20 protein-coding genes are annotated in these 18,429 nt (G+C 33.9%); 11 read left to right on the top strand and 9 right to left on the bottom strand.

Translation table 11 applies throughout. The annotated features are described in order from the left end of the window. Nucleotides 1-74: 74 nt before the first annotated feature. Nucleotides 75-329: a hypothetical protein gene (locus IWX84_RS14010; RefSeq protein ID WP_196851383.1), complete on the bottom strand. Its 255-nt coding sequence runs from the start codon at nt 327-329 to the stop codon at nt 75-77. A gap of 540 nt (nt 330-869) precedes the next feature. Here IWX84_RS14010 and IWX84_RS14005 point away from each other — a divergent pair. The 5 genes from IWX84_RS14005 to IWX84_RS13985 all read left to right on the top strand — a co-directional run bounded on the left by IWX84_RS14005 (nt 870) and on the right by IWX84_RS13985 (nt 5,092). Next, nucleotides 870-2,423, top strand: a complete 1,554-nt coding sequence (locus tag IWX84_RS14005; protein ID WP_196851382.1) for a bifunctional response regulator/alkaline phosphatase family protein — start codon at nt 870-872, stop codon at nt 2,421-2,423. Nucleotides 2,424-2,495: 72 nt separating this feature from the next. Next, the gene (gene tsaE / locus IWX84_RS14000; protein ID WP_196851381.1) at nt 2,496-2,903 is read left to right on the top strand and encodes a tRNA (adenosine(37)-N6)-threonylcarbamoyltransferase complex ATPase subunit type 1 TsaE; all 408 of its coding nucleotides are present in this window, start codon (nt 2,496-2,498) and stop codon (nt 2,901-2,903) included. 11 nt (nt 2,904-2,914) lie between these two features. Continuing rightward, entirely contained in the window at nt 2,915-3,388 is a 474-nt protein-coding gene (locus IWX84_RS13995; RefSeq protein ID WP_196851380.1) for a GNAT family N-acetyltransferase, read from the top strand. A 93-nt stretch (nt 3,389-3,481) separates the two neighbouring features. Then, the gene (locus IWX84_RS13990; protein WP_196851379.1) at nt 3,482-4,681 is read left to right on the top strand and encodes an alanine dehydrogenase; all 1,200 of its coding nucleotides are present in this window, start codon (nt 3,482-3,484) and stop codon (nt 4,679-4,681) included. Nucleotides 4,682-4,717: 36 nt separating this feature from the next. After that, complete coding sequence (locus tag IWX84_RS13985) at nt 4,718-5,092, top strand: DUF4258 domain-containing protein (protein ID WP_196851378.1); 375 nt, start codon at nt 4,718-4,720, stop codon at nt 5,090-5,092. A 335-nt stretch (nt 5,093-5,427) separates the two neighbouring features. On the opposite strand, the gene ung is transcribed toward IWX84_RS13985, so the two are convergent. The 3 genes from ung to IWX84_RS13970 are packed head-to-tail and all read right to left on the bottom strand — an operon-like array spanning nt 5,428 to nt 6,758. Continuing rightward, complete coding sequence (gene ung / locus IWX84_RS13980; protein ID WP_196851377.1) at nt 5,428-6,108, bottom strand: uracil-DNA glycosylase; 681 nt, start codon at nt 6,106-6,108, stop codon at nt 5,428-5,430. A gap of 1 nt (nt 6,109) precedes the next feature. Continuing rightward, nucleotides 6,110-6,475 carry a DUF86 domain-containing protein gene (locus tag IWX84_RS13975; RefSeq protein ID WP_196851376.1) on the bottom strand — a complete coding sequence of 122 codons (366 nt, stop codon included), beginning with the start codon at nt 6,473-6,475 and terminating at the stop codon, nt 6,110-6,112. After that, nucleotides 6,468-6,758, bottom strand: a complete 291-nt coding sequence (locus IWX84_RS13970; RefSeq protein ID WP_196851375.1) for a nucleotidyltransferase family protein — start codon at nt 6,756-6,758, stop codon at nt 6,468-6,470. Before IWX84_RS13970 ends, IWX84_RS13975 begins: the two co-directional genes overlap by 8 nt. Nucleotides 6,759-6,840: 82 nt before the next feature. Between IWX84_RS13970 and IWX84_RS13965 the strand changes: the two genes are divergently transcribed. The 3 genes from IWX84_RS13965 (at nt 6,841) to IWX84_RS15480 (ending at nt 9,731) form a co-directional block, all read left to right on the top strand. Continuing rightward, nucleotides 6,841-9,006 carry an endonuclease MutS2 gene (locus IWX84_RS13965; protein WP_196851374.1) on the top strand — a complete coding sequence of 722 codons (2,166 nt, stop codon included), beginning with the start codon at nt 6,841-6,843 and terminating at the stop codon, nt 9,004-9,006. A gap of 105 nt (nt 9,007-9,111) precedes the next feature. Continuing rightward, nucleotides 9,112-9,528: a thiol-disulfide oxidoreductase DCC family protein gene (locus IWX84_RS13960; protein ID WP_196851373.1), complete on the top strand. Its 417-nt coding sequence runs from the start codon at nt 9,112-9,114 to the stop codon at nt 9,526-9,528. Nucleotides 9,529-9,605: 77 nt separating this feature from the next. Continuing rightward, a complete protein-coding gene (locus IWX84_RS15480) occupies nt 9,606-9,731 on the top strand; it encodes a hypothetical protein (protein ID WP_255549346.1) in 126 nt (41 codons plus the stop codon). Between the two features lie 73 nt (nt 9,732-9,804). Here IWX84_RS15480 and ettA read toward each other — a convergent pair whose 3' ends face one another. From ettA to holA, 3 genes are all read right to left on the bottom strand, one after another. Then, nucleotides 9,805-11,499, bottom strand: coding sequence for an energy-dependent translational throttle protein EttA (gene ettA, locus IWX84_RS13955; protein WP_196851372.1), 1,695 nt, complete (start codon nt 11,497-11,499; stop codon nt 9,805-9,807). A gap of 73 nt (nt 11,500-11,572) precedes the next feature. After that, complete coding sequence (locus tag IWX84_RS13950) at nt 11,573-11,755, bottom strand: CAL67264 family membrane protein (protein ID WP_196851371.1); 183 nt, start codon at nt 11,753-11,755, stop codon at nt 11,573-11,575. Nucleotides 11,756-11,806: 51 nt separating this feature from the next. Then, the gene (holA, locus tag IWX84_RS13945) at nt 11,807-12,811 is read right to left on the bottom strand and encodes a DNA polymerase III subunit delta (protein ID WP_196851370.1); all 1,005 of its coding nucleotides are present in this window, start codon (nt 12,809-12,811) and stop codon (nt 11,807-11,809) included. A 93-nt stretch (nt 12,812-12,904) separates the two neighbouring features. Here holA and IWX84_RS13940 point away from each other — a divergent pair, with 93 nt between their 5' ends. From IWX84_RS13940 to IWX84_RS13930, 3 genes are read left to right on the top strand one after another with little or no spacing between them, the layout of a single operon-like run. After that, nucleotides 12,905-13,378, top strand: coding sequence for a type I restriction enzyme HsdR N-terminal domain-containing protein (locus tag IWX84_RS13940; RefSeq protein ID WP_196851369.1), 474 nt, complete (start codon nt 12,905-12,907; stop codon nt 13,376-13,378). Continuing rightward, nucleotides 13,375-14,391, top strand: coding sequence for a glycosyltransferase family 2 protein (locus IWX84_RS13935; RefSeq protein ID WP_196851368.1), 1,017 nt, complete (start codon nt 13,375-13,377; stop codon nt 14,389-14,391). The genes IWX84_RS13940 and IWX84_RS13935 overlap by 4 nt, the downstream gene beginning before the upstream one ends. A 33-nt stretch (nt 14,392-14,424) precedes the next feature. Beyond that, the gene (locus tag IWX84_RS13930; protein ID WP_196851367.1) at nt 14,425-15,258 is read left to right on the top strand and encodes a flagellar motor protein MotB; all 834 of its coding nucleotides are present in this window, start codon (nt 14,425-14,427) and stop codon (nt 15,256-15,258) included. A gap of 114 nt (nt 15,259-15,372) precedes the next feature. Here IWX84_RS13930 and IWX84_RS13925 read toward each other — a convergent pair whose 3' ends face one another. Together IWX84_RS13925 and IWX84_RS13920 are read right to left on the bottom strand one after the other, a co-directional pair. Further along, entirely contained in the window at nt 15,373-15,993 is a 621-nt protein-coding gene (locus IWX84_RS13925) for an L-threonylcarbamoyladenylate synthase (protein ID WP_196851366.1), read from the bottom strand. Between the two features lie 73 nt (nt 15,994-16,066). Next, nucleotides 16,067-18,400 (bottom strand): ATP-dependent helicase, encoded by a 2,334-nt coding sequence (locus IWX84_RS13920; RefSeq protein ID WP_196851365.1) that lies wholly within the window; start codon nt 18,398-18,400, stop codon nt 16,067-16,069. Between the last annotated feature and the right edge of the window lie 29 nt (nt 18,401-18,429).

Genomic DNA, 18,429 nt, shown 5'->3' with positions numbered 1-18,429 from the left:
AGCTTCTCTTCTTTGGTAAATTTTCTCTTTTCCATCGTACAAAATTATAGATTTCTATTTATAATTGTGTCCGATTATTTAAGGGGCTGAAACACCATACATCTTGTTGTGAATGAGTTTTCGTAAATTTGATTTATTTTATTTTTTAATAATGTTGTTTTTCCACACCCCGAATGTCCATACAAAACAATTTGTTTTCCTGGAGTGTTCAATGCGTCAACAAAATGATTATTAATTTTCCCTTCTCTTTCGACAAATGTAAATTTTGCAGATGAAGATGGTGTAAATATTTTTTTTGTTTGATAACCTATTAACTTTTCTTCTTTCATATACATATTTATGCTCTATTTTGGTTTAATTTCCTTAATGATGCAAATCTATTTGCAATTGTTAATGTCAATAAAGTGAAACTTGCGTAATACATTTTATTTTAGTAGATTTTTAATTTTAATTGTACTTCAAATATAAGATTTTATTTACTAAACTTAGTTTATTACTTATTAACAAAAAAGATTAATTTGTAGAAATAAATAAGTTGGTATGATAACCATTCCCTCCTATTTTGAAACTTTATTCGGGAAATGAATAGTTCTCCTTAAAAATGAATCGTCGTTGCGAATGCGCGTGAGGGATTGCGGCGGTATCCTCGTCTCGCTTTTGAGGCGAGAAGAGATTGAGCCAAAAGCCCGACCGGCGTGAAGTTGCGAAGAGGAACGATGAAGCAATCACGCAGGGCAAGCCCAACTAATTAGGATTATTATGTGGCAATCGTAATGCAATATTGTACTAAAAATTATCATAATATTAGCAATTGAGCATCTCAAAAATCAGTAAATTGGCTGATTGATATATTACTTGCTAAAAAAATTATGGATAAGATAAAAATACTTTGGGTTGACGATGAAATTGATTATTTGAAACCACACATATTGTTCTTGGAGAAGAAAAATTACAGTGTTACCACCTGCAATAACGGTCGTGATGCGATTGATATTTTTGAAAACGAGAATTTTGATATCGTTTTTTTGGATGAAAATATGCCTGGAATGAGTGGCCTTGAAACGCTGTCGGAGATGAAGGAAAAAAAGTCCTCGATTCCTATGATTATGATTACCAAAAGTGAGGAGGAATACATCATGGAGGAAGCCATAGGTTCTAAAATTGCCGATTATTTGATTAAACCGGTGAATCCAAATCAGATTTTGTTGAGCTTGAAGAAAAACTTGGATCATTCCCGGTTGATTTCCCAAAAAACGACATTAGATTACCAAAAAGAATTTAGAAAAATTACGATGGAAATGGCTCAAGTCAATTCCTATGAAGACTGGATTGAGATGTACAAGAAATTGATTTTCTGGGAATTGGAACTAGAAAACATCAACGACCAAAGTATGGTTGAAATTTTGGAATCTCAAAAAGCGGAGGCGAATTCGCAATTTGGAAAATTCATAGAACGCAATTACGAAGATTGGTTTGCTCCAAAAGCGGATAAACCAGTGCAATCGCATACTTTATTCAGGGAATTAGTGGTGCCGGAAATCATTAAAAAAGACAAACCCGTTTTATTTGTAGTGATTGATAATTTGCGCTACGATCAATGGAAGACTTTTGAAAGCGTGGTGGCTAATTACTATAAACTCGAAAAAGAAGTGCCATATTATGCCATTCTGCCTACTGCAACGCAATATGCACGAAACGCTATTTTCTCAGGTTTAACGCCACTTGAAATGGAAAAACAGTTTCCGCAGTACTGGAAAAACGACCCAGAAGAAGGCGGAAAAAACTTGTATGAAGCGGAGTTTCTTACGGCGCAATTGAAACGTTTGGGATTGCATATTAAGGAAGATTATTTTAAAATCACGAATCTGGCCGGCGGTAAAAAGCTGGTGGAGAATTTCCGATCGTTAAAAGACAATGATTTGGTTACCATCGTTTATAATTTTGTCGATATGCTTTCGCATGCCAAAACAGAAATGGACGTGGTCAAAGAACTTGCCTCCGATGATAAAGCGTATCGTTCGCTGACTTTGAGTTGGTTTAAGAATTCTCCACTTTTGGAAATCATTCAGCAAGCCCAAAAATTAGGTTTCAAATTGATTTTAACCACGGATCACGGAACTATAAACGTGAAAAATCCATCGAAAGTAGTGGGTGATAAAAATACCAGTTTGAATTTGCGTTACAAAACAGGACGCAGTTTGACTTACGAACACAAAGATGTTTATGCTGTGAAAGAACCAAAAAATATTGGTTTGCCTACCATAAATATGAGTAGTTCTTATATTTTTGCAAAAAATGATTTGTTTTTGGCCTATGTCAATAATTACAATCATTATGTGAGTTATTACAAAAATACGTATCAGCACGGCGGGATTTCGTTGGAAGAAATGATTATTCCTTTCTTAGTTTTTAATCCGAAATAGGAAGTTTCCAGTCTCAGTTTTCAGTTTTCGGCGAGAACCTTAAACTTTAAACTTTTAAACAAATATAAAAGAATGAATATCAATTTTTCATTAGATCAACTCGAAGACGTTGCACAAAAAATCATAGCCGAAAAACCGAATAAAGTGATTCTTTTTCATGGAGAAATGGGCTTTGGAAAAACCACTTTGATCAAACAATTGTGTAAAAGTCTTGGCGTTACTGAGGCTACAAGCAGTCCAACTTTCTCTTTAGTTAATGAATATCAAACTATTGACAATCAAACGGTTTATCATTTTGATTTTTATAGATTGAATAAAGAAACGGAAGCTATGGATATGGGGATTGATGATTATTTATATTCCGGTAATTGGTGTTTTATTGAATGGGCGGAAAATATTCCAAATCTTATTCCCGAAGCACATTCAATCATTACCATTCAGTTACTTGCTGATGGAAACCGCTCATTAGAATTAAGTTAGATTACAACACTATGAATTTAGAAAATACCGTAGAAATTATTCCTTTCACGACAGAATTAAAGGAACATATTAAAACACTAAATTTAGAATGGCTGAGGAAATATTTCAAAGTGGAGCCTAAAGACGAAATTGTACTTTCGAACCCCCAAGTTGAAATTATTGATAAAGGCGGTATGATATTTTATGCCAAATACAATAACCAAATTATAGGTACCGTTTCTTTAATTAAAATAAACGATTACACTTTTGAATTGAGTAAAATGGCAGTTACAGATACGATTCAAGGCTTGGGAATAGGAAAAAAAATGATGGAGCATTGTTTAGCTGTTGCCAAAGAAAAAGACATTCAAAAACTTATTTTATACTCGAACAGAAGTTTACTGCCGGCCATTCATTTATATGAAAAATTTGGTTTTGTAGAAATAGATTTAGAAGATGGAATCTATGAAAGAGCCGATATAAAAATGGAAAGAATAATGGACTAATTTTAGTACTAGTAGATAATTTGCTTATAAAATTAACTATTGCAATCTTTTCTAAAAGTTTTACGTAAATTGTACCTCTAATATAAGAACCTAATGCCAATTACTCATACACCATTTACAAAGCAGCAGCTATTACCTCAGGAAGAAAAATTAGAAATAGCAAGACAAAAAAGTGATCTTTTTATTGGAATTCCAAAAGAAACCAGTTACCAGGAACGCCGCATTTGCCTTACTCCTGATGCCGTAAATTCGCTTACTTATCATGGACACCGTGTTATGATTGAAGCTGGTGCCGGACAAAGTTCCAGTTATTCCGATAAAGAATATTGTGATGCTGGTGCAGAAATCACTAATGACACCAAGAAAGTTTTTAGCTGTCCTATGATATTAAAAGTAGAACCAGCGACTTCTGCCGAAATAGCGATGATGAATCCTGATACCATTCTAATTTCGGCTATCCAATTGAAAACCAGAAAAAAAACCTATTTCGAAGCTTTAACCAAGAAAAAAATCACGGCTCTTGCTTTTGAATATATAAAAGATGAAGACGGAACCTACCCAGCAGTCAAATCATTAAGTGAAATCGCGGGAACTGCATCTATATTAATTGCAGCCGAATTGATGATTACCAATGAATTTGGAAAAGGATTATTATTTGGAAACATTACAGGCGTTCCTCCTACTGATGTTGTTATTTTGGGAGCGGGAACTGTCGGTGAATTTGCAGCGAAAACTGCGATAGGTTTAGGTGCCAGTGTGAAAGTATTTGATAATTCGATTACTAAACTACGTCGATTACAAAACAATTTAAACCAGCGAATTTTTACTTCTACAATTCAACCAAAATCATTGTTAAAGGCGTTGAGACGCTGTGATGTTGCCATTGGAGCCATGCGAGGGAAAGATCGTTGTCCAGTTGTAGTTACCGAAACAATGGTCGAACACATGAAAAATGGTGCCGTAATTGTTGATGTAAGCATTGATACTGGTGGTTGTTTTGAAACTTCAGAAGTTACCTCTCATGAAAAACCTACGTTTATTAAAAACAATGTTTTGCATTATTGTGTGCCCAATATTCCTTCCCGATATTCAAAAACAGCTTCACTTTCCATAAGCAATATTATTACGCCTTATCTAATGCAAATTGCTGAAGATGGCGGTATTGAAAGTGCCCTTCGATGCAATAAAGGTTTGAAAAACGGAGTGTATATGTACCACGGCATTCTAACAAACATTGCTATTGGCGAATGGTTTGACTTACCTAATAACGACATCAATTTAATTGTTTTTTAAGTAAACTTTCTTTTACCTTTGCCAAAAAATTAATCCATGAAATTTGTACATCGTTTTGCTTATTATTTAGTTGGTTTAGTATTAGGACTTTTTTTTGTAGCTGCTATTTTCAGCGGTAGAGACATTCGCTGCAACTATTTTCCAAATGCGAGAGTTTTGAATGATTTAAGAAATAAACCTTTTTATTATTCTGATAAAGCTTCCCAAATATTAGCTGAAAAATGGGTTGACACAACCGACATAAAAAACACATTGAAATTAGGCGACGTTGATTTTGATCAAAGTAATGTTCCAATGGAAAAAGGTAAATTATATGTAATTGATGGAAAAACGATGAAAAACCAACAGATTACACTAAAAATAATCAACTATCCGGAAAAAGCGGTTTTGCAGGATATCGTAAAGAAATAGTTTTCTAGCAATTGATTTAAAACACTATTTTTAGATATTTTTTAAACCAGTAAGATATTGAGAATATTGAACTTTCAAATATTTTTTAATGATTCTTAATCTCTTAATGGTGCATAAAAAATAGAACTTTAGACGTTTCCCGTAGAATTAAAATAAACAGTTAAATTCTACCACCAACTGTATATGAATTTGGGCGTGACCTTTGTAAAAACTTCAGGTCGTGCAGTTTGTTCCCGCTTTTTTTTAGAGGCTGAAACGCCTCTCAAAAAAGAGCTCCACTTCCATCACTCACGCAAACCAGTGTAAAAAAGAATGTATATCTTCAAACAACATCATCAATCTACAGGAATCCAGTCAATTATTTCTATTCCATTTTTTTTTAAATAATCATTGGTCTTGCTAAAATGCTTATTCCCAAACCATTTTCCTTGATTGGCACTCATCGGTGAAGGATGCCCTGATTCTAGAACTAAATGTTTGTTACGGTCGATTTTGAGTCCTTTTTTATGTGCAAAATTACCCCAAAGTAAAAAAACGACATGTTCCTTTTCCTCCAAAATTTTCTGAATTATAGCATCGGTAAAAAGGTTCCATTTTAAATGCTTATGACTGTTTGGAGTATCTTCTCTAACAGTTAACGAGGCGTTCAAAAGTAAAACGCCTTGTTTTGCCCAGTCTTCTAAATTTCCCGAAGTCGGCATGAAAATAGTGTCCAAATCATTGCTGACTTCCCGGAATATATTTCGTAATGAAGGTGGAATTCTAACGCCATCGTTTACCGAAAAACACAAACCATTCGCCTCCCCTTTTCCATGATAAGGATCCTGACCAATGATAACTACTTTCAAATCTTTGAAACTACAATAATCAAAAGCAGCAAAAATCAATTCTTTTGGAGGATAACAAATATGACTCTTGTATTCCTCATCCACTACTTTCATTAAAACATGAAAATAAGGTTTCTGGATTTCGTCGGAAACAATAGTTTGCCATTCCGGATTGAGATTGATTTGCATTTTATTCAAATTTACCTAGTTCAGTTTTTAAAACAAATTCTAATTTAGGCAAATAATTTTCGCATATTTGATAAACAATCTCGTAATCTAACATTTCATAATGATGTGAAATAAAATCTCTAAAACGAATGATCTTGTTCCACTCCATGTCTGGATAATTAATTTCCAATAAATTATGTTTTCTAGAGGTGTTTTTTATGTTTTCTCCAATAGCTTGAAGACGGGTGACTATTGCGTCTAATAATGTTTTTCCGTATTCCGTTGAAACAAAATCAAATGGAGTATTAATTTCAGAAAATCTTTTATTACAAATATTGATATGTTCTAAAATAGTCTCTAACGAATATTTATAAACAGCATCATACATAAATTAAATCACTTTTAATAGTGTTAAGAAATCGTTCCGATACATGAGGACCTTTTCTGACAATTTCGACCTTCGTCTTTAATTTGTTTTCTAAATAAGAATATAATCCCATCAAAAGACTATAAGAGGGCTCTTTAAATTCAACAAAAAAATCAACATCACTATCCGAATTCTCCAGTCCTTTAGCATAAGAGCCGAACAAAGCAATGGATACAACTCCATAATTATCTTTCAGGAATTGCTTTTCTGTCTGCAAAGTATTGATTATTTCCTCTTTTTTCATTTAACAAATATAAAAATTAATTGTTTTAGATTAATACAACTTAACAAGTTTGTAACTTTGTATAAAATTTCTACATAATTAAATGATATCCATCACCGAAAAAACGTTACAAGACTTACAATTTCCAACCGTTCTAGAAACCATTTCGGCTATTTGTAATACTGATATTGGTAAACAAAAAGCGCTTGAAATAACCCCTTTTAAAGACAAGGAAACTTTGATGAAGGCGTTAATGCAAACATCTGAATATGTTTCGTCTTTCCAGAATAACAATGCGATTCCCAATCATGGTTTTGATGCCATCACTCATGAAATACGGTTTCTCGCAATTGAAGATAGTTTTCTCGAAGTGGGCAGTTTTAGAAAAATAGCAACCATATCGTCAACCGTAAATTTTTTATTAAGTTATTTTAAAAAATTCGAGGATTATTATCCAAATCTAAACTCGAGAGCTTTACAAGTTGAATTCACCAAAGATATTGTCGCGATGGTGGATGAAATCGTTGATAAATATGGCGAAATAAAAGACAATGCCTCACCTGATTTGTTGAATATTCGTCGAAATATGAATACCGTACGTGGTAAAGTGAATCAGAGTTTTGGAACTGCTTTAACGCAATATAATGCATTAGGATATTTAGATGATATCAAAGAGAGTTTTGTTCAAAACCGCAGGGTTTTAGCGGTTTTAGCTATGTACCGACGTAAAGTAAAAGGATCGATTCTGGGCAGTTCCAAAACAGGAAGCATTGCTTATATCGAACCGGAAGCAACGCTGAACTATTCCAGAGAATTAAGTAATTTAGAATACGAGGAAAAGGAAGAAATCACAAGGATTTTGAAGCAATTAACCAATCAAATCAGACCTTTTTTACCATTACTTATCCAGTACCAGGATTTCTTGAGTGATATTGATGTAATTGCTGCCAAAGCCAAATATGCCAACAGAATAAATGGGATTTTGCCTAAAATTACCGAAGAACGCCGACTTTATTTTAGAGACGCTTACCATCCTATTTTATATTTAAATAACAAACAGAAAAACGAAATTACGCATCCGCAAACCATTGAATTAGGTCAGGAAAACAGAATCATTGTGATTTCTGGTCCTAATGCCGGTGGGAAAACCATATCGTTGAAAACCGTTGGATTGCTGCAATTAATGTTGCAATCCGGAATGTTGATTCCCGTGCACGAACGTAGTGAAACCTTTTTATTTGACCGCATACTTACGGATATTGGCGATAATCAATCTATTGAAAATCATCTAAGTACCTATAGTTACCGATTAAAGAACATGAATTACTTTTTAAAGAAGTGCAATAGAAAAACAATGTTCCTGATTGATGAATTTGGTACCGGTTCTGATCCTGAATTAGGTGGTGCATTAGCCGAAATTTTCTTGGAAGAGTTCTATCATCGGGAAGCTTTTGGGATAATAACGACACATTATTCGAACTTGAAAATTCTGGCTAACGAATTGCCTTTCGCCACAAATGCTAATATGTTATTCGATGAAAAATCATTAGAACCGATGTACAAATTAGCTTTGGGACAAGCAGGAAGTTCTTTTACATTTGAAGTAGCGTTGAAAAATGGAATCCCATTCGGATTAATCAATCGAGCCAAAAAGAAGATTGAAGTTGGAAAAGTACGTTTCGATAAAACGATTGCCACACTTCAAAAAGAACGTTCTAAAATGGAGAAAACTTCGCAAACGCTAAAAGAAGAAGAAACCAAAGCGCGTGAAGAAGGAAAGAAAATGGAAACCATCAATGTAAAAATCAAACAAAAACTGGAAAGCTACCAGGAATTGTATGACAGCAATCAGAAGACGATTTACATTGGCCATAAAATTGAAGATATTGCAGAGAAATATTTTAATAATAAGAGCAAAAAAGATCTAATAGCTGATTTTTTAAAAATCATTGAAATAGAAAATTCAAAGCGCAAGAAAGCGACTCCTAAAGAAGCTAAAGCTATTGTAGCCAAGAAAAAAGAAGTTATCGAGGAAGTAACTGTTCATGTGGAAGAAATTAGAAAAGAAAAGAAAGAAAAGAAACTGAAACCCGTAATTGAAAAGCCCAAGCATATTTTAAAAGTAGGTGACAGAGTACGTATGTTTGATGGAAAAGCAGTGGGAAGTATTGATAATATTGAAAAAAACAAAGCAACAGTTAATTATGGCGTGTTTACCTCAAAAGTGAGTTTGGACGCATTAGAATTGGTGGAAGCGGTGAAAAAGTAGTAAGGGTATTCAGTTTACAGTCGCAGTATTCAGTCTATTCACATATTTTGTCATTTCGACGAAGGAGAAATCTCAGTTAGGTTGAATCGTTTTAAAAATTGAATTATGCTTGATATTCCTAAGAACAAAAAAATAATACTCTTCGATGGCGTCTGTAATCTATGCGACTCGGCAGTACAATTTATAATTAAACACGACAAAAAAGATGTATTTAGGTTTGTGGCGTTGCAATCAGATTTGGGTCAGGAAATCGTCAAACACATTGGAATTGATACTAAAAAAGTAGATAGTATCATTTTATATCAACCGGGAATCGCCTATTATTATAAGTCAGAAGCCGCAGTAGAAATTGCCAAAAGTTTAGGTGGTGTTTTTAACCTAGCAACTTTGTTTACCATTTTACCTACATCATTTAATAATCGAGTTTATAATTACATTGCAAAAAATCGGTATAAATGGTTTGGCAAAAAAGAGAATTGTCTAATACCCACAAAGGAGTTAAAATCTAAGTTTTTAGACTAATATATGTGATTATGACAATTATCATAGATTATATATTGTCGGAATTATAAATTTGATTAACCTTAAAATACAAATTTATGAAAGACACAACACTTTTTTCTTGGGATAACGGATCATTTATAATGATTGTCGTATTTGGTTTGGTAATAATCGGAATTGTTTCCGCTGTACTTCTTATGATGTATTCCGACAAAAAGAAATAGTATCATAAAAAAAGAGGATGCCTTTGCGGACATCCTCTGGATATTTAGTAGAATAATTTCGCTTTTGAAATTATTAACTTCTAATTAATTTTCTGTATTTCAATCGTTTTGGCGTTAAATCACCACCCAAACGTTTCTTTTTGTTTTCTTCGTAATCAGTGAAACCACCTTCGAAATAATATACTTCAGAGTTTCCTTCGAAAGCCAAAATGTGTGTACAAATTCTGTCTAGAAACCATCTGTCGTGAGAAATTACCACCGCACAACCTGCAAAATTCTCCAAACCTTCTTCCAAAGCACGAAGCGTATTGATATCCAAATCATTCGTTGGCTCATCCAGTAACAAAACGTTTCCTTCTTCTTTCAAAGTCATGGCAAGATGCAAACGGTTTCGTTCTCCACCTGAAAGCATCGAAACTTTCTTGTTTTGTTCTCCACCACCAAAATTAAATCGTGACAAATAAGCTCTTGAATTCACTTGCTTTCCGCCCATCATGATCAATTCCTGACCATCAGCAAAGTTTTCCCAAATTGATTTGTCCGGATTAATATTCGAATGCGCTTGATCTACATAAGCAATTTTCACGGTATCCCCAATTAAGAACTCTCCTGAATCTGGTTTTTCTTCACCCATTATCATTTTGAAAATAGTAGATTTACCAGCACCATTTGGTCCAATAATCCCAACAATTCCAGCTTGTGGTAACGTAAAGTTTAAATTATCATATAACAATTTATCTCCAAATGCTTTAGCAACATTTTTGGCTTCAATTACATTAGTTCCCAAACGCGGACCATTTGGAATATAAATCTCCAAATTTTCATCTAATTGTTTTTGGTCTTCGTTCAACAATTTATCGTAGTTCTGCAAACGCGCTTTTTGTTTCGTCTGACGTCCTTTGGCACCTTGACGAACCCAGTCCAACTCGCGTTCTAAATTTTTTCTACGTTTTGAAGCTGTTTTTTCCTCTAAAGCCATACGACCTGATTTTTGCTCCAGCCAAGAAGAATAATTCCCTTTCCAAGGAATTCCTTCGCCTCTATCCAATTCCAAAATCCAACCAGCAACATTATCCAAGAAATATCTATCGTGCGTTACTGCAATTACGGTTCCGGCATATTGTGCTAAATGTTGTTCTAACCAAAGTACACTTTCTGCATCCAAGTGATTCGTAGGCTCATCCAGAAGCAATACATCCGGTTGTTGCAACAACAAGCGACATAAAGCGACACGACGACGCTCCCCACCAGATAAATTCTTAATCGGCGTATCACCTTCTGGAGTTCGCAAAGCATCCATCGCAATTTCCAGTTTAGTGTCAATTTCCCAAGCACCCAATGCATCAATTTTGTCTTGTAAAAGCGCTTGACGATCCATCAATTGCTCCATTTTCTCTGCATTTTCATAGACTTCAGGCAAACCAAAACTATCATTGATCTTATTGAATTCATCTAGAACTGCCATTGTTTCAGCAACTCCTTCTCTTACAATTTCGATAACTGTTTTACTATCATCTAAAATAGGTTCTTGTTCTAAATAACCTACTGTGTAACCTGGTGCAAAAACGACATCACCTTGGTAGTTTTTGTCGACACCGGCAATAATTTTTAACAAAGATGATTTTCCGGAACCATTCAAACCCAAAATTCCAATTTTAGCTCCATAAAAGAAACTCAAATAGATATTTTTAAGTACTGGTTTATCGGCTCCTTGGTAGGTTTTACTCAATTTTGACATTGAGAATATTACTTTTTTATCGTCTGCCATAATTTTTGTTTAAAGTTTTTTTGTTTAAAGTTTAAGTTTACTCCACATACTGAATACTGGGGCTGATTACTTATTAAAGTCTTCCTTTAAGTGAACTAAACACCCAAGCATTAGCTAAAAATCCAACACCTACGGCGGCAAATCCCCATCCTGAAACATCACTGTAGCGGAAAGCTCCTAATCCTATTAAGAGTAATCCCATTAGAATCATTATTAAAGTTGCCCATCCTAAAATGGTGTTTTTATTCATTCCCATAACTGCGGTATTTTGTTTTTTAGAAATGCAAATATCGGCATTTTTTAGCCTTTAATTAAATATTTTATAAAGCATTTCTCTTAATAAATCAGATGAAGACAAGGCATTGGCACCAACACCTTTACTTTTTACATCAATATCTCTTAAAGCACCCACAATTTGGCTTACTTTTTTCATTGGATAATTCTTTAATGCCACATCATATTCCTTCAAAAAAAAAGGATTTACTCCCAGTACTGCCGCCACATTTTTTGGATTTTTATCTTTCAATCCATGGTATTTTAGCAGTTGAATGAAAAAACCAAAGACTAAACTCGTAGTCACGACCATTGGATTACCCTTTGGATTTTGAGCAAAATTTTCGGCAATCGTGTATGCTTTCAGTTGGTTGCGTTCTCCCAATGCTTTTCGCAGTTCAAATACATTAAAATCTTTGCTAAAACCTATATTTTCTTCGATATGTTTTGGAGTAATGGTACTGTTTACTGGTAAAATAATTTGTAGTTTTTCAAGTTCATTGTTTATTTTACTCAAATCAGTCCCCAAAAATTCCACTAACATAGCGGTTGCTTTGGGCTCAATTGCATATTTTTTACCCGCTAAAACGCGTTTAATCCAATCACCAACTTGGTTTTCATAGAGTTTTTTACTTTCGAACACCACGCCTGCTTTAGCCAAAAGTTTGGTTAACTTTTTTCTCCTATCTAAAGTTTTGTATTTGTAGCAAAAAACTAAAACTGTTGTTGACATTGGGTTTTCGGCATAACTTTCCAATTTGTCAATGGTACGAATTAAATCTTGCGCTTCTTTTACAATCACCACCTGACGCTCCGCCATCATAGGATAACGTTTGGCTGTCGATATAATATCTTCTATAGAAACATCGCGGCCATATAAAACCGTTTGATTAAACCCTTTTTCCTCTTCGGTCAACACTTTTTCTTCAATATAATCAGATAATTTGTCAATATAATAGGGCTCTTCTCCCATCAAAAAATAGATAGGTTTGATATTTCCTCCTTTAATATCGTTTACAATTTTTAATACTTCGTCCATTTTCTTTTTTGTTTAAAGTTTAAAGTTTAAAATTTGTTGAATCGTATGAAACTTTAAACCTTAAACTTTAAACTAAATAACTATTTTTGCTTAATGCAGCAATTAAATTTTCCTACTTATACTTTCCGTTTCAAAAATAGCGAAAATAAAGTCTCTATTTTTGATGAAATCAGGAAAAAATTTATCATTCTCACACCCGAAGAATGGGTTCGTCAGCATGTTGTTCAATTTTTATTGGAAGAAAAAAAATATCCAAAATCATTAATAAACGTAGAAAAAGTTTTAATGGTCAACGGATTACGAAAACGATATGATGTTGTTGTATTCAATTCCGATGGTTCAATTTTTGTTTTAATCGAATGCAAAGCCCCCGCGATAAAAATTGCTCAAGCTACTTTTGACCAAATTGCCCGTTACAATATGACATTGAAGTCCCAATTTTTGATGTTGACCAATGGTCTGAATCATTACTTTTGTCAAATGGATTTTGACAATGAAAAATATCAGTTTCTACAAGAATTACCTGATTACACATTAAATAATTTAAAAACTGAACCGTCAGAATGAAAATAGCTGTTGTCATACTCAATTGGAACGGAGTACAATTATTAGAACAATTTTTACCTTCAGTAGTAAAATATTCTCCCGAAGCCACTATTTATTTGGCCGATAATGATTCAACTGATGATTCAATTTCATTTGTGATGGCCAATTTTCCATTGGTTAAAATTGTAAAAAATGATACGAATTTAGGTTTCGCCGGCGGATACAACGAAGCATTAAAATACATTGTTGCCGATATTTACGCTTTGGTAAATTCGGATATTGAAGTTACTGAAAATTGGTTACAACCCGTCATTAACACTTTCGATAAAGAGCCTCAAACTGCTATTATTCAGCCTAAAATATTAGATTACAAAAACAAAGAATATTTTGAATATGCTGGTGCTGCCGGAGGATTTGTTGATAAATACGGTTATGCATATTGTCGAGGTCGCATTTTTGAAACTTTAGAAAAAGACAATAAACAATACGACGACAATAGGGAAATATTTTGGGCATCTGGAGCTTGTTTTTTTATTCGAAGTACCGTTTTTAAAGAATTAAAAGGCTTTGACGCTGATTTTTTTGCACATCAGGAAGAAATAGATTTATGTTGGCGGGCTTTCAATAAAAGCTACAAAATAAAATATATTTCGGGGTCAGTGGTTTTTCACGTTGGCGGCGCAACTTTACAACAGGGAAACCCCAAAAAAACGTATCTGAATTTTAGAAACTCATTGTTTATGTTGACTAAAAATTTGCCAAAAGGTAAATTGTATTGGATTTTATTCTGCCGAATGATTCTTGATGCCATTGCCGGAATACAATTTCTTTTGCAAGGAAAATTCAATCACTTTTTGGCAGTAATAAAGGCTCATGGTTCCCTTTATAGTAATTTTGCTGTTCATTATAAAAAAAGAGAAAAATTTCAATCAGAAAAATACTATCACCAAAAAAGCATCGTTTATTTGTACTTTATCAAAAAAGTCAAATTTTTTAGTGATATAATTAACATTAAAATAAATATTAAAAACTAAGTTTGTAATTCACGTCTAATTAAATTAACATTTATGAAAAAAATTGTAATAGCTTTATCCGTATTAGCACTTTTATCTTCTTGTGTTTCTAAAAAGAAATACACTGATTTAGAAGCCAGAAACAAAGAAACTCAAGATTTATTGAATACTGCAACCGTAAAACTTAATTCTTGTTTAGAAGAAAAAGCGGGTTTAACTGCGACTGTTGCTGGTTTAAAAGACCAAAATCAAGGATTAATAAGCACTTCTAAAGACATGACAGTATTGTCTACAAAAGGAGCTGAAAACATTGAAAAAGCTTTAGAATCTATCAAAGAGAAAGATTTGAAAATAAGCAGAATGCAAGATGCTTTAACTAAAAAAGACAGTGTTACTCTAGCTTTAGTAACCAGTTTAAAAAGCTCAGTAGGAATTTCTGATCCAGATATTGAAATAAATGTTGAAAAAGGAGTTGTTTTTATCTCAATTGCTGACAAATTATTGTTCAAAACCGGAAGTTATGATGTAACCGACAAAGCTAAAGGTGTTTTGGCTAAAGTGGCCAAAGTGGTAAACGACAAACCTGATTTTGAATGCATGGTTGAAGGACATACGGATAATGTACCTTACAAAGGAAGCGGAATATTACTTGACAACTGGGATTTAAGTGTAAAACGTTCTACCTCAATAATTCGTGTATTAACGAATCAACTAGGTGTTAAACCAGAACAATTAATTGCAGCAGGAAGAAGTTCTTACATTCCGTTGGTAGATAATAATTCTGCGGAAAACAGAGCGCGTAACAGAAGAACTCGTATTGTTGTATTGCCAAAAATCGATCAATTTTATGATATGATTGAAAAAGAAATGAAAAAACAGAAACAATAATAAGATTTCAATCTACTGTTTAACCAAAAACGTCCCAAGAAATTGGGACGTTTTTGTATTTTAAATGAGCATTAAAAGCCAATGCTGGAATTCTTTTTTGAAAATAAAACTGAATTACAAAATATCTAAACTTCCTTTTCCTTCTCTAACTACAATAGGTTCATCACCAGATAGATCAATGATTGTTGAACCTACATTATCACCGTATCCGCCATCTATAACTACATCTACAAGGTTTTGCCATTTTTCAAAAATGAGCTCCGGATCAGTGGTATATTCGATGACATCATCCTCATCGTGAATGGAAGTGGAAACAATTGGATTTCCCAGCAATTTAACTATTTCAAGCGCAATGGAATTATCAGGAACCCTGATTCCGACCGTAGTTTTCTTTTTGAATTCTTTAGGCAAATTGTTATTGCCAGGCAAAATAAAAGTGTATGGACCAGGTAAAGCTCTTTTTAATATTTTAAAAGTTGACGTGTCTATTTGTCTCACATAATCTGATATATTACTCAAATCGTGACAAATAAAAGAGAAATTCGCTTTGTCTAGTTTAACGCCTTTTATCTTTGCAATACGTTCTAATGCTTTGGTATTGGTAATATCACAACCCAATCCATAAACCGTATCTGTTGGATAAATAACCAAACCACCCTCTTTTAAAACCTTTACTACTTTGGCAATAGCCGCTTCGTTCGGTTTATCAGGGTATATTTTTATAAATTGAGCCATTTTATTTCGTTTAAAGTTTAATTGATTAAAGTTTAAAGTTCGCCATCTTGGCACCTATAAACTTTAAAAATATTTATCCTATTATATCCAGTTTTGCAAATCGCAATAATAATTTCTTAATTCCGCCTACTTCAAATTTGATTTCGGCTTTTTTATCAGCACCCGATCCATCCAGATTTAATACTTCTCCTTTTCCAAAACGTTCGTGCATCACGATATTTCCGGCAACTAATTTATTATCAAACAAATTAGCGGTCCCCGATGCGTTATTACTGGAAACGGGTTTCAATTTTCGAACGTTGATATCTGATTTTGGTTCATTATTCGTAGCGTATTTTGGTGGAGTTCCATTCGCTGGTTTGGCCAAACGTAATTTGGATTTATCAACATCACCAAAAATATCACTGTCAATCATTGGTTTGTAGCGATAATTATTTTCTGCAGGTGTTAAATATTCTAAGTATTGACTGTCGATTTCTTCGATAAATCTTGAAGGTTCACTATCAGTCAATTTTCCCCAGCGGTAACGCGATTGCGCATAAGTTAAATATGCCTGATGTTCGGCTCTGGTCAAAGCTACATAAAACAAACGACGCTCTTCTTCGAGTTCACTTCTGGTGCTCATACTCATCGCACTCGGAAATAAATCTTCCTCCATTCCCACCACAAAAACCTGAGGAAATTCCAATCCTTTGGCTAAATGTATCGTCATCAAAGCCACACGATCTTCGTCACTCGTATCTTTATCTAAATCGGTCGCCAAAGCAACATCTTCCATAAATTCAGACAAAGCGCCTCTTGCACCATCAATTTCTTTTTGACCTTCGGTAAAATCCTTGATACCGTTTAATAATTCCTCAATATTTTGAATTTTTGCCATTCCCTCAGGAGTAGCATCTTTCTTTAATTCCTGTACTAATCCTGTTTTTTTGGAAACATGATCGGTAATATAAAAAGCATCTTGATTTTCGTTTATTACCTGAAAACTCTGAATCATTGTCACAAAATCTTGCAACTTCTGTTTCGTTCCCGAGTTTAATTTTAAATCAATTTTATCGATATTCTGCATTACTTCCCATATAGAACGCTTGTAATGATTGGCCGCAATAGTTAATTTTTCAATTGTTGTATCTCCAATTCCACGAGCCGGATAGTTAATCACTCGAACCAAAGCTTCTTCATCTTTTGGATTGATAACTAATCGCAAATAACACAATACATCTTTGATTTCTTTTCTTTGGTAAAAGGACAAACCACCGTAAATTCGGTACGGAATATCTCGTTTTCTCAAGGCATCTTCCATAGCACGCGATTGTGCATTCGTACGATACAAAATGGCAAATTGACCATTCATCATCTGATGTTGCATCTTTTGTTCGAAAATTGTACTGGCAACAAAACGTCCTTCTTCGGCATCAGTCATACTACGATGCACTTTTATTTTTGGACCAAAATCATTGGCAGTCCAAACTATTTTATCAAGTTTTACTTTATTTTTTTCAATGATGGTATTGGCCGCTTCAACTATATTTTTTGTCGAACGGTAATTTTGTTCTAATCTAAAGGTTTTTACACCTTCATAATCTTTCTGAAAATTCAGAATGTTATTTATATTGGCACCTCGAAACGCATAAATACTTTGCGCATCATCCCCTACCACACATATATTTTGAAATTTATCTGATAAAGCCCGCACAATCAAATATTGCGAATGATTTGTATCTTGGTACTCATCCACTAAAATATAGCGAAAACGGTTTTGGTATTTCGCTAAAACTTCCGGAAAACGAGTTAATAGTTCATTGGTTTTTAAAAGTAAATCATCAAAGTCCATAGCTCCAGATTTGAAACAACGGTCTACATAATTTTGATAAATTTCCCCCAAACGCGGCTTTTTAGCCATCGCATCTGCCTCCTGTAATTCAGGATTATTGAAGTAGGCTTTTACGGTGATTAAACTATTTTTATAACTGGAAATTCTGCTTAAAACCTGCTTTGGTTTGTACACATCGCGGTCCAATTGCATTTCTTTGATAATTCCAGAAATACAACGAAGAGAATCCTGTGAATCGTAAATGGTAAAATTTGAAGGATAGCCTAAATGCTCCGCTTCCGAACGTAGAATTCGGGCAAAAACCGAGTGAAAAGTTCCCATCCAAAGATTTTTGGCTTCGCTTGAACCAACAATATCTGATATACGCTTTTTCATTTCGCGCGCAGCCTTGTTGGTGAACGTCAGTGACAATATACTAAACGAGTCTACTCCCTGACTCATCAAATAAGCAATTCTAATAGTCAACACACGCGTTTTTCCAGAACCGGCACCCGCAATGATGATCATTGGACCGTCTTTTTGCAATACCGGTTCGCGTTGGGCTTCGTTTAGTTGATCAATATATTTGTGCATGTAATTTTATCTAATAATATTATGCAAAA

It is taken from the genome of Flavobacterium sp. CG_9.10, from assembly GCF_015752245.1.
GTDB lineage: Bacteria > Bacteroidota > Bacteroidia > Flavobacteriales > Flavobacteriaceae > Flavobacterium.
Note: the sequence above shows the minus strand (reverse complement) of the source record. Positions and strands in the feature narration are given on the sequence as shown.

Bases quoted from the DNA above. Each gene is read 5' to 3' on its own strand.
- IWX84_RS14010 (WP_196851383.1), bottom strand. From the start codon at position 329: ATGAAAGAAGAAAAGTTAATAGGTTATCAAACAAAAAAAATATTTACA.
- IWX84_RS14005 (WP_196851382.1), top strand. From the start codon at position 870: ATGGATAAGATAAAAATACTTTGGGTTGACGATGAAATTGATTATTTG.
- tsaE (WP_196851381.1), top strand. From the start codon at position 2,496: ATGAATATCAATTTTTCATTAGATCAACTCGAAGACGTTGCACAAAAA.
- IWX84_RS13995 (WP_196851380.1), top strand. From the start codon at position 2,915: ATGAATTTAGAAAATACCGTAGAAATTATTCCTTTCACGACAGAATTA.
- IWX84_RS13990 (WP_196851379.1), top strand. From the start codon at position 3,482: ATGCCAATTACTCATACACCATTTACAAAGCAGCAGCTATTACCTCAG.
- IWX84_RS13985 (WP_196851378.1), top strand. From the start codon at position 4,718: ATGAAATTTGTACATCGTTTTGCTTATTATTTAGTTGGTTTAGTATTA.
- ung (WP_196851377.1), bottom strand. From the start codon at position 6,108: ATGCAAATCAATCTCAATCCGGAATGGCAAACTATTGTTTCCGACGAA.
- IWX84_RS13975 (WP_196851376.1), bottom strand. From the start codon at position 6,475: ATGTATGATGCTGTTTATAAATATTCGTTAGAGACTATTTTAGAACAT.
- IWX84_RS13970 (WP_196851375.1), bottom strand. From the start codon at position 6,758: ATGAAAAAAGAGGAAATAATCAATACTTTGCAGACAGAAAAGCAATTC.
- IWX84_RS13965 (WP_196851374.1), top strand. From the start codon at position 6,841: ATGATATCCATCACCGAAAAAACGTTACAAGACTTACAATTTCCAACC.
- IWX84_RS13960 (WP_196851373.1), top strand. From the start codon at position 9,112: ATGCTTGATATTCCTAAGAACAAAAAAATAATACTCTTCGATGGCGTC.
- IWX84_RS15480 (WP_255549346.1), top strand. From the start codon at position 9,606: ATGAAAGACACAACACTTTTTTCTTGGGATAACGGATCATTTATAATG.
- ettA (WP_196851372.1), bottom strand. From the start codon at position 11,499: ATGGCAGACGATAAAAAAGTAATATTCTCAATGTCAAAATTGAGTAAA.
- IWX84_RS13950 (WP_196851371.1), bottom strand. From the start codon at position 11,755: ATGGGAATGAATAAAAACACCATTTTAGGATGGGCAACTTTAATAATG.
- holA (WP_196851370.1), bottom strand. From the start codon at position 12,811: ATGGACGAAGTATTAAAAATTGTAAACGATATTAAAGGAGGAAATATC.
- IWX84_RS13940 (WP_196851369.1), top strand. From the start codon at position 12,905: ATGCAGCAATTAAATTTTCCTACTTATACTTTCCGTTTCAAAAATAGC.
- IWX84_RS13935 (WP_196851368.1), top strand. From the start codon at position 13,375: ATGAAAATAGCTGTTGTCATACTCAATTGGAACGGAGTACAATTATTA.
- IWX84_RS13930 (WP_196851367.1), top strand. From the start codon at position 14,425: ATGAAAAAAATTGTAATAGCTTTATCCGTATTAGCACTTTTATCTTCT.
- IWX84_RS13925 (WP_196851366.1), bottom strand. From the start codon at position 15,993: ATGGCTCAATTTATAAAAATATACCCTGATAAACCGAACGAAGCGGCT.
- IWX84_RS13920 (WP_196851365.1), bottom strand. From the start codon at position 18,400: ATGCACAAATATATTGATCAACTAAACGAAGCCCAACGCGAACCGGTA.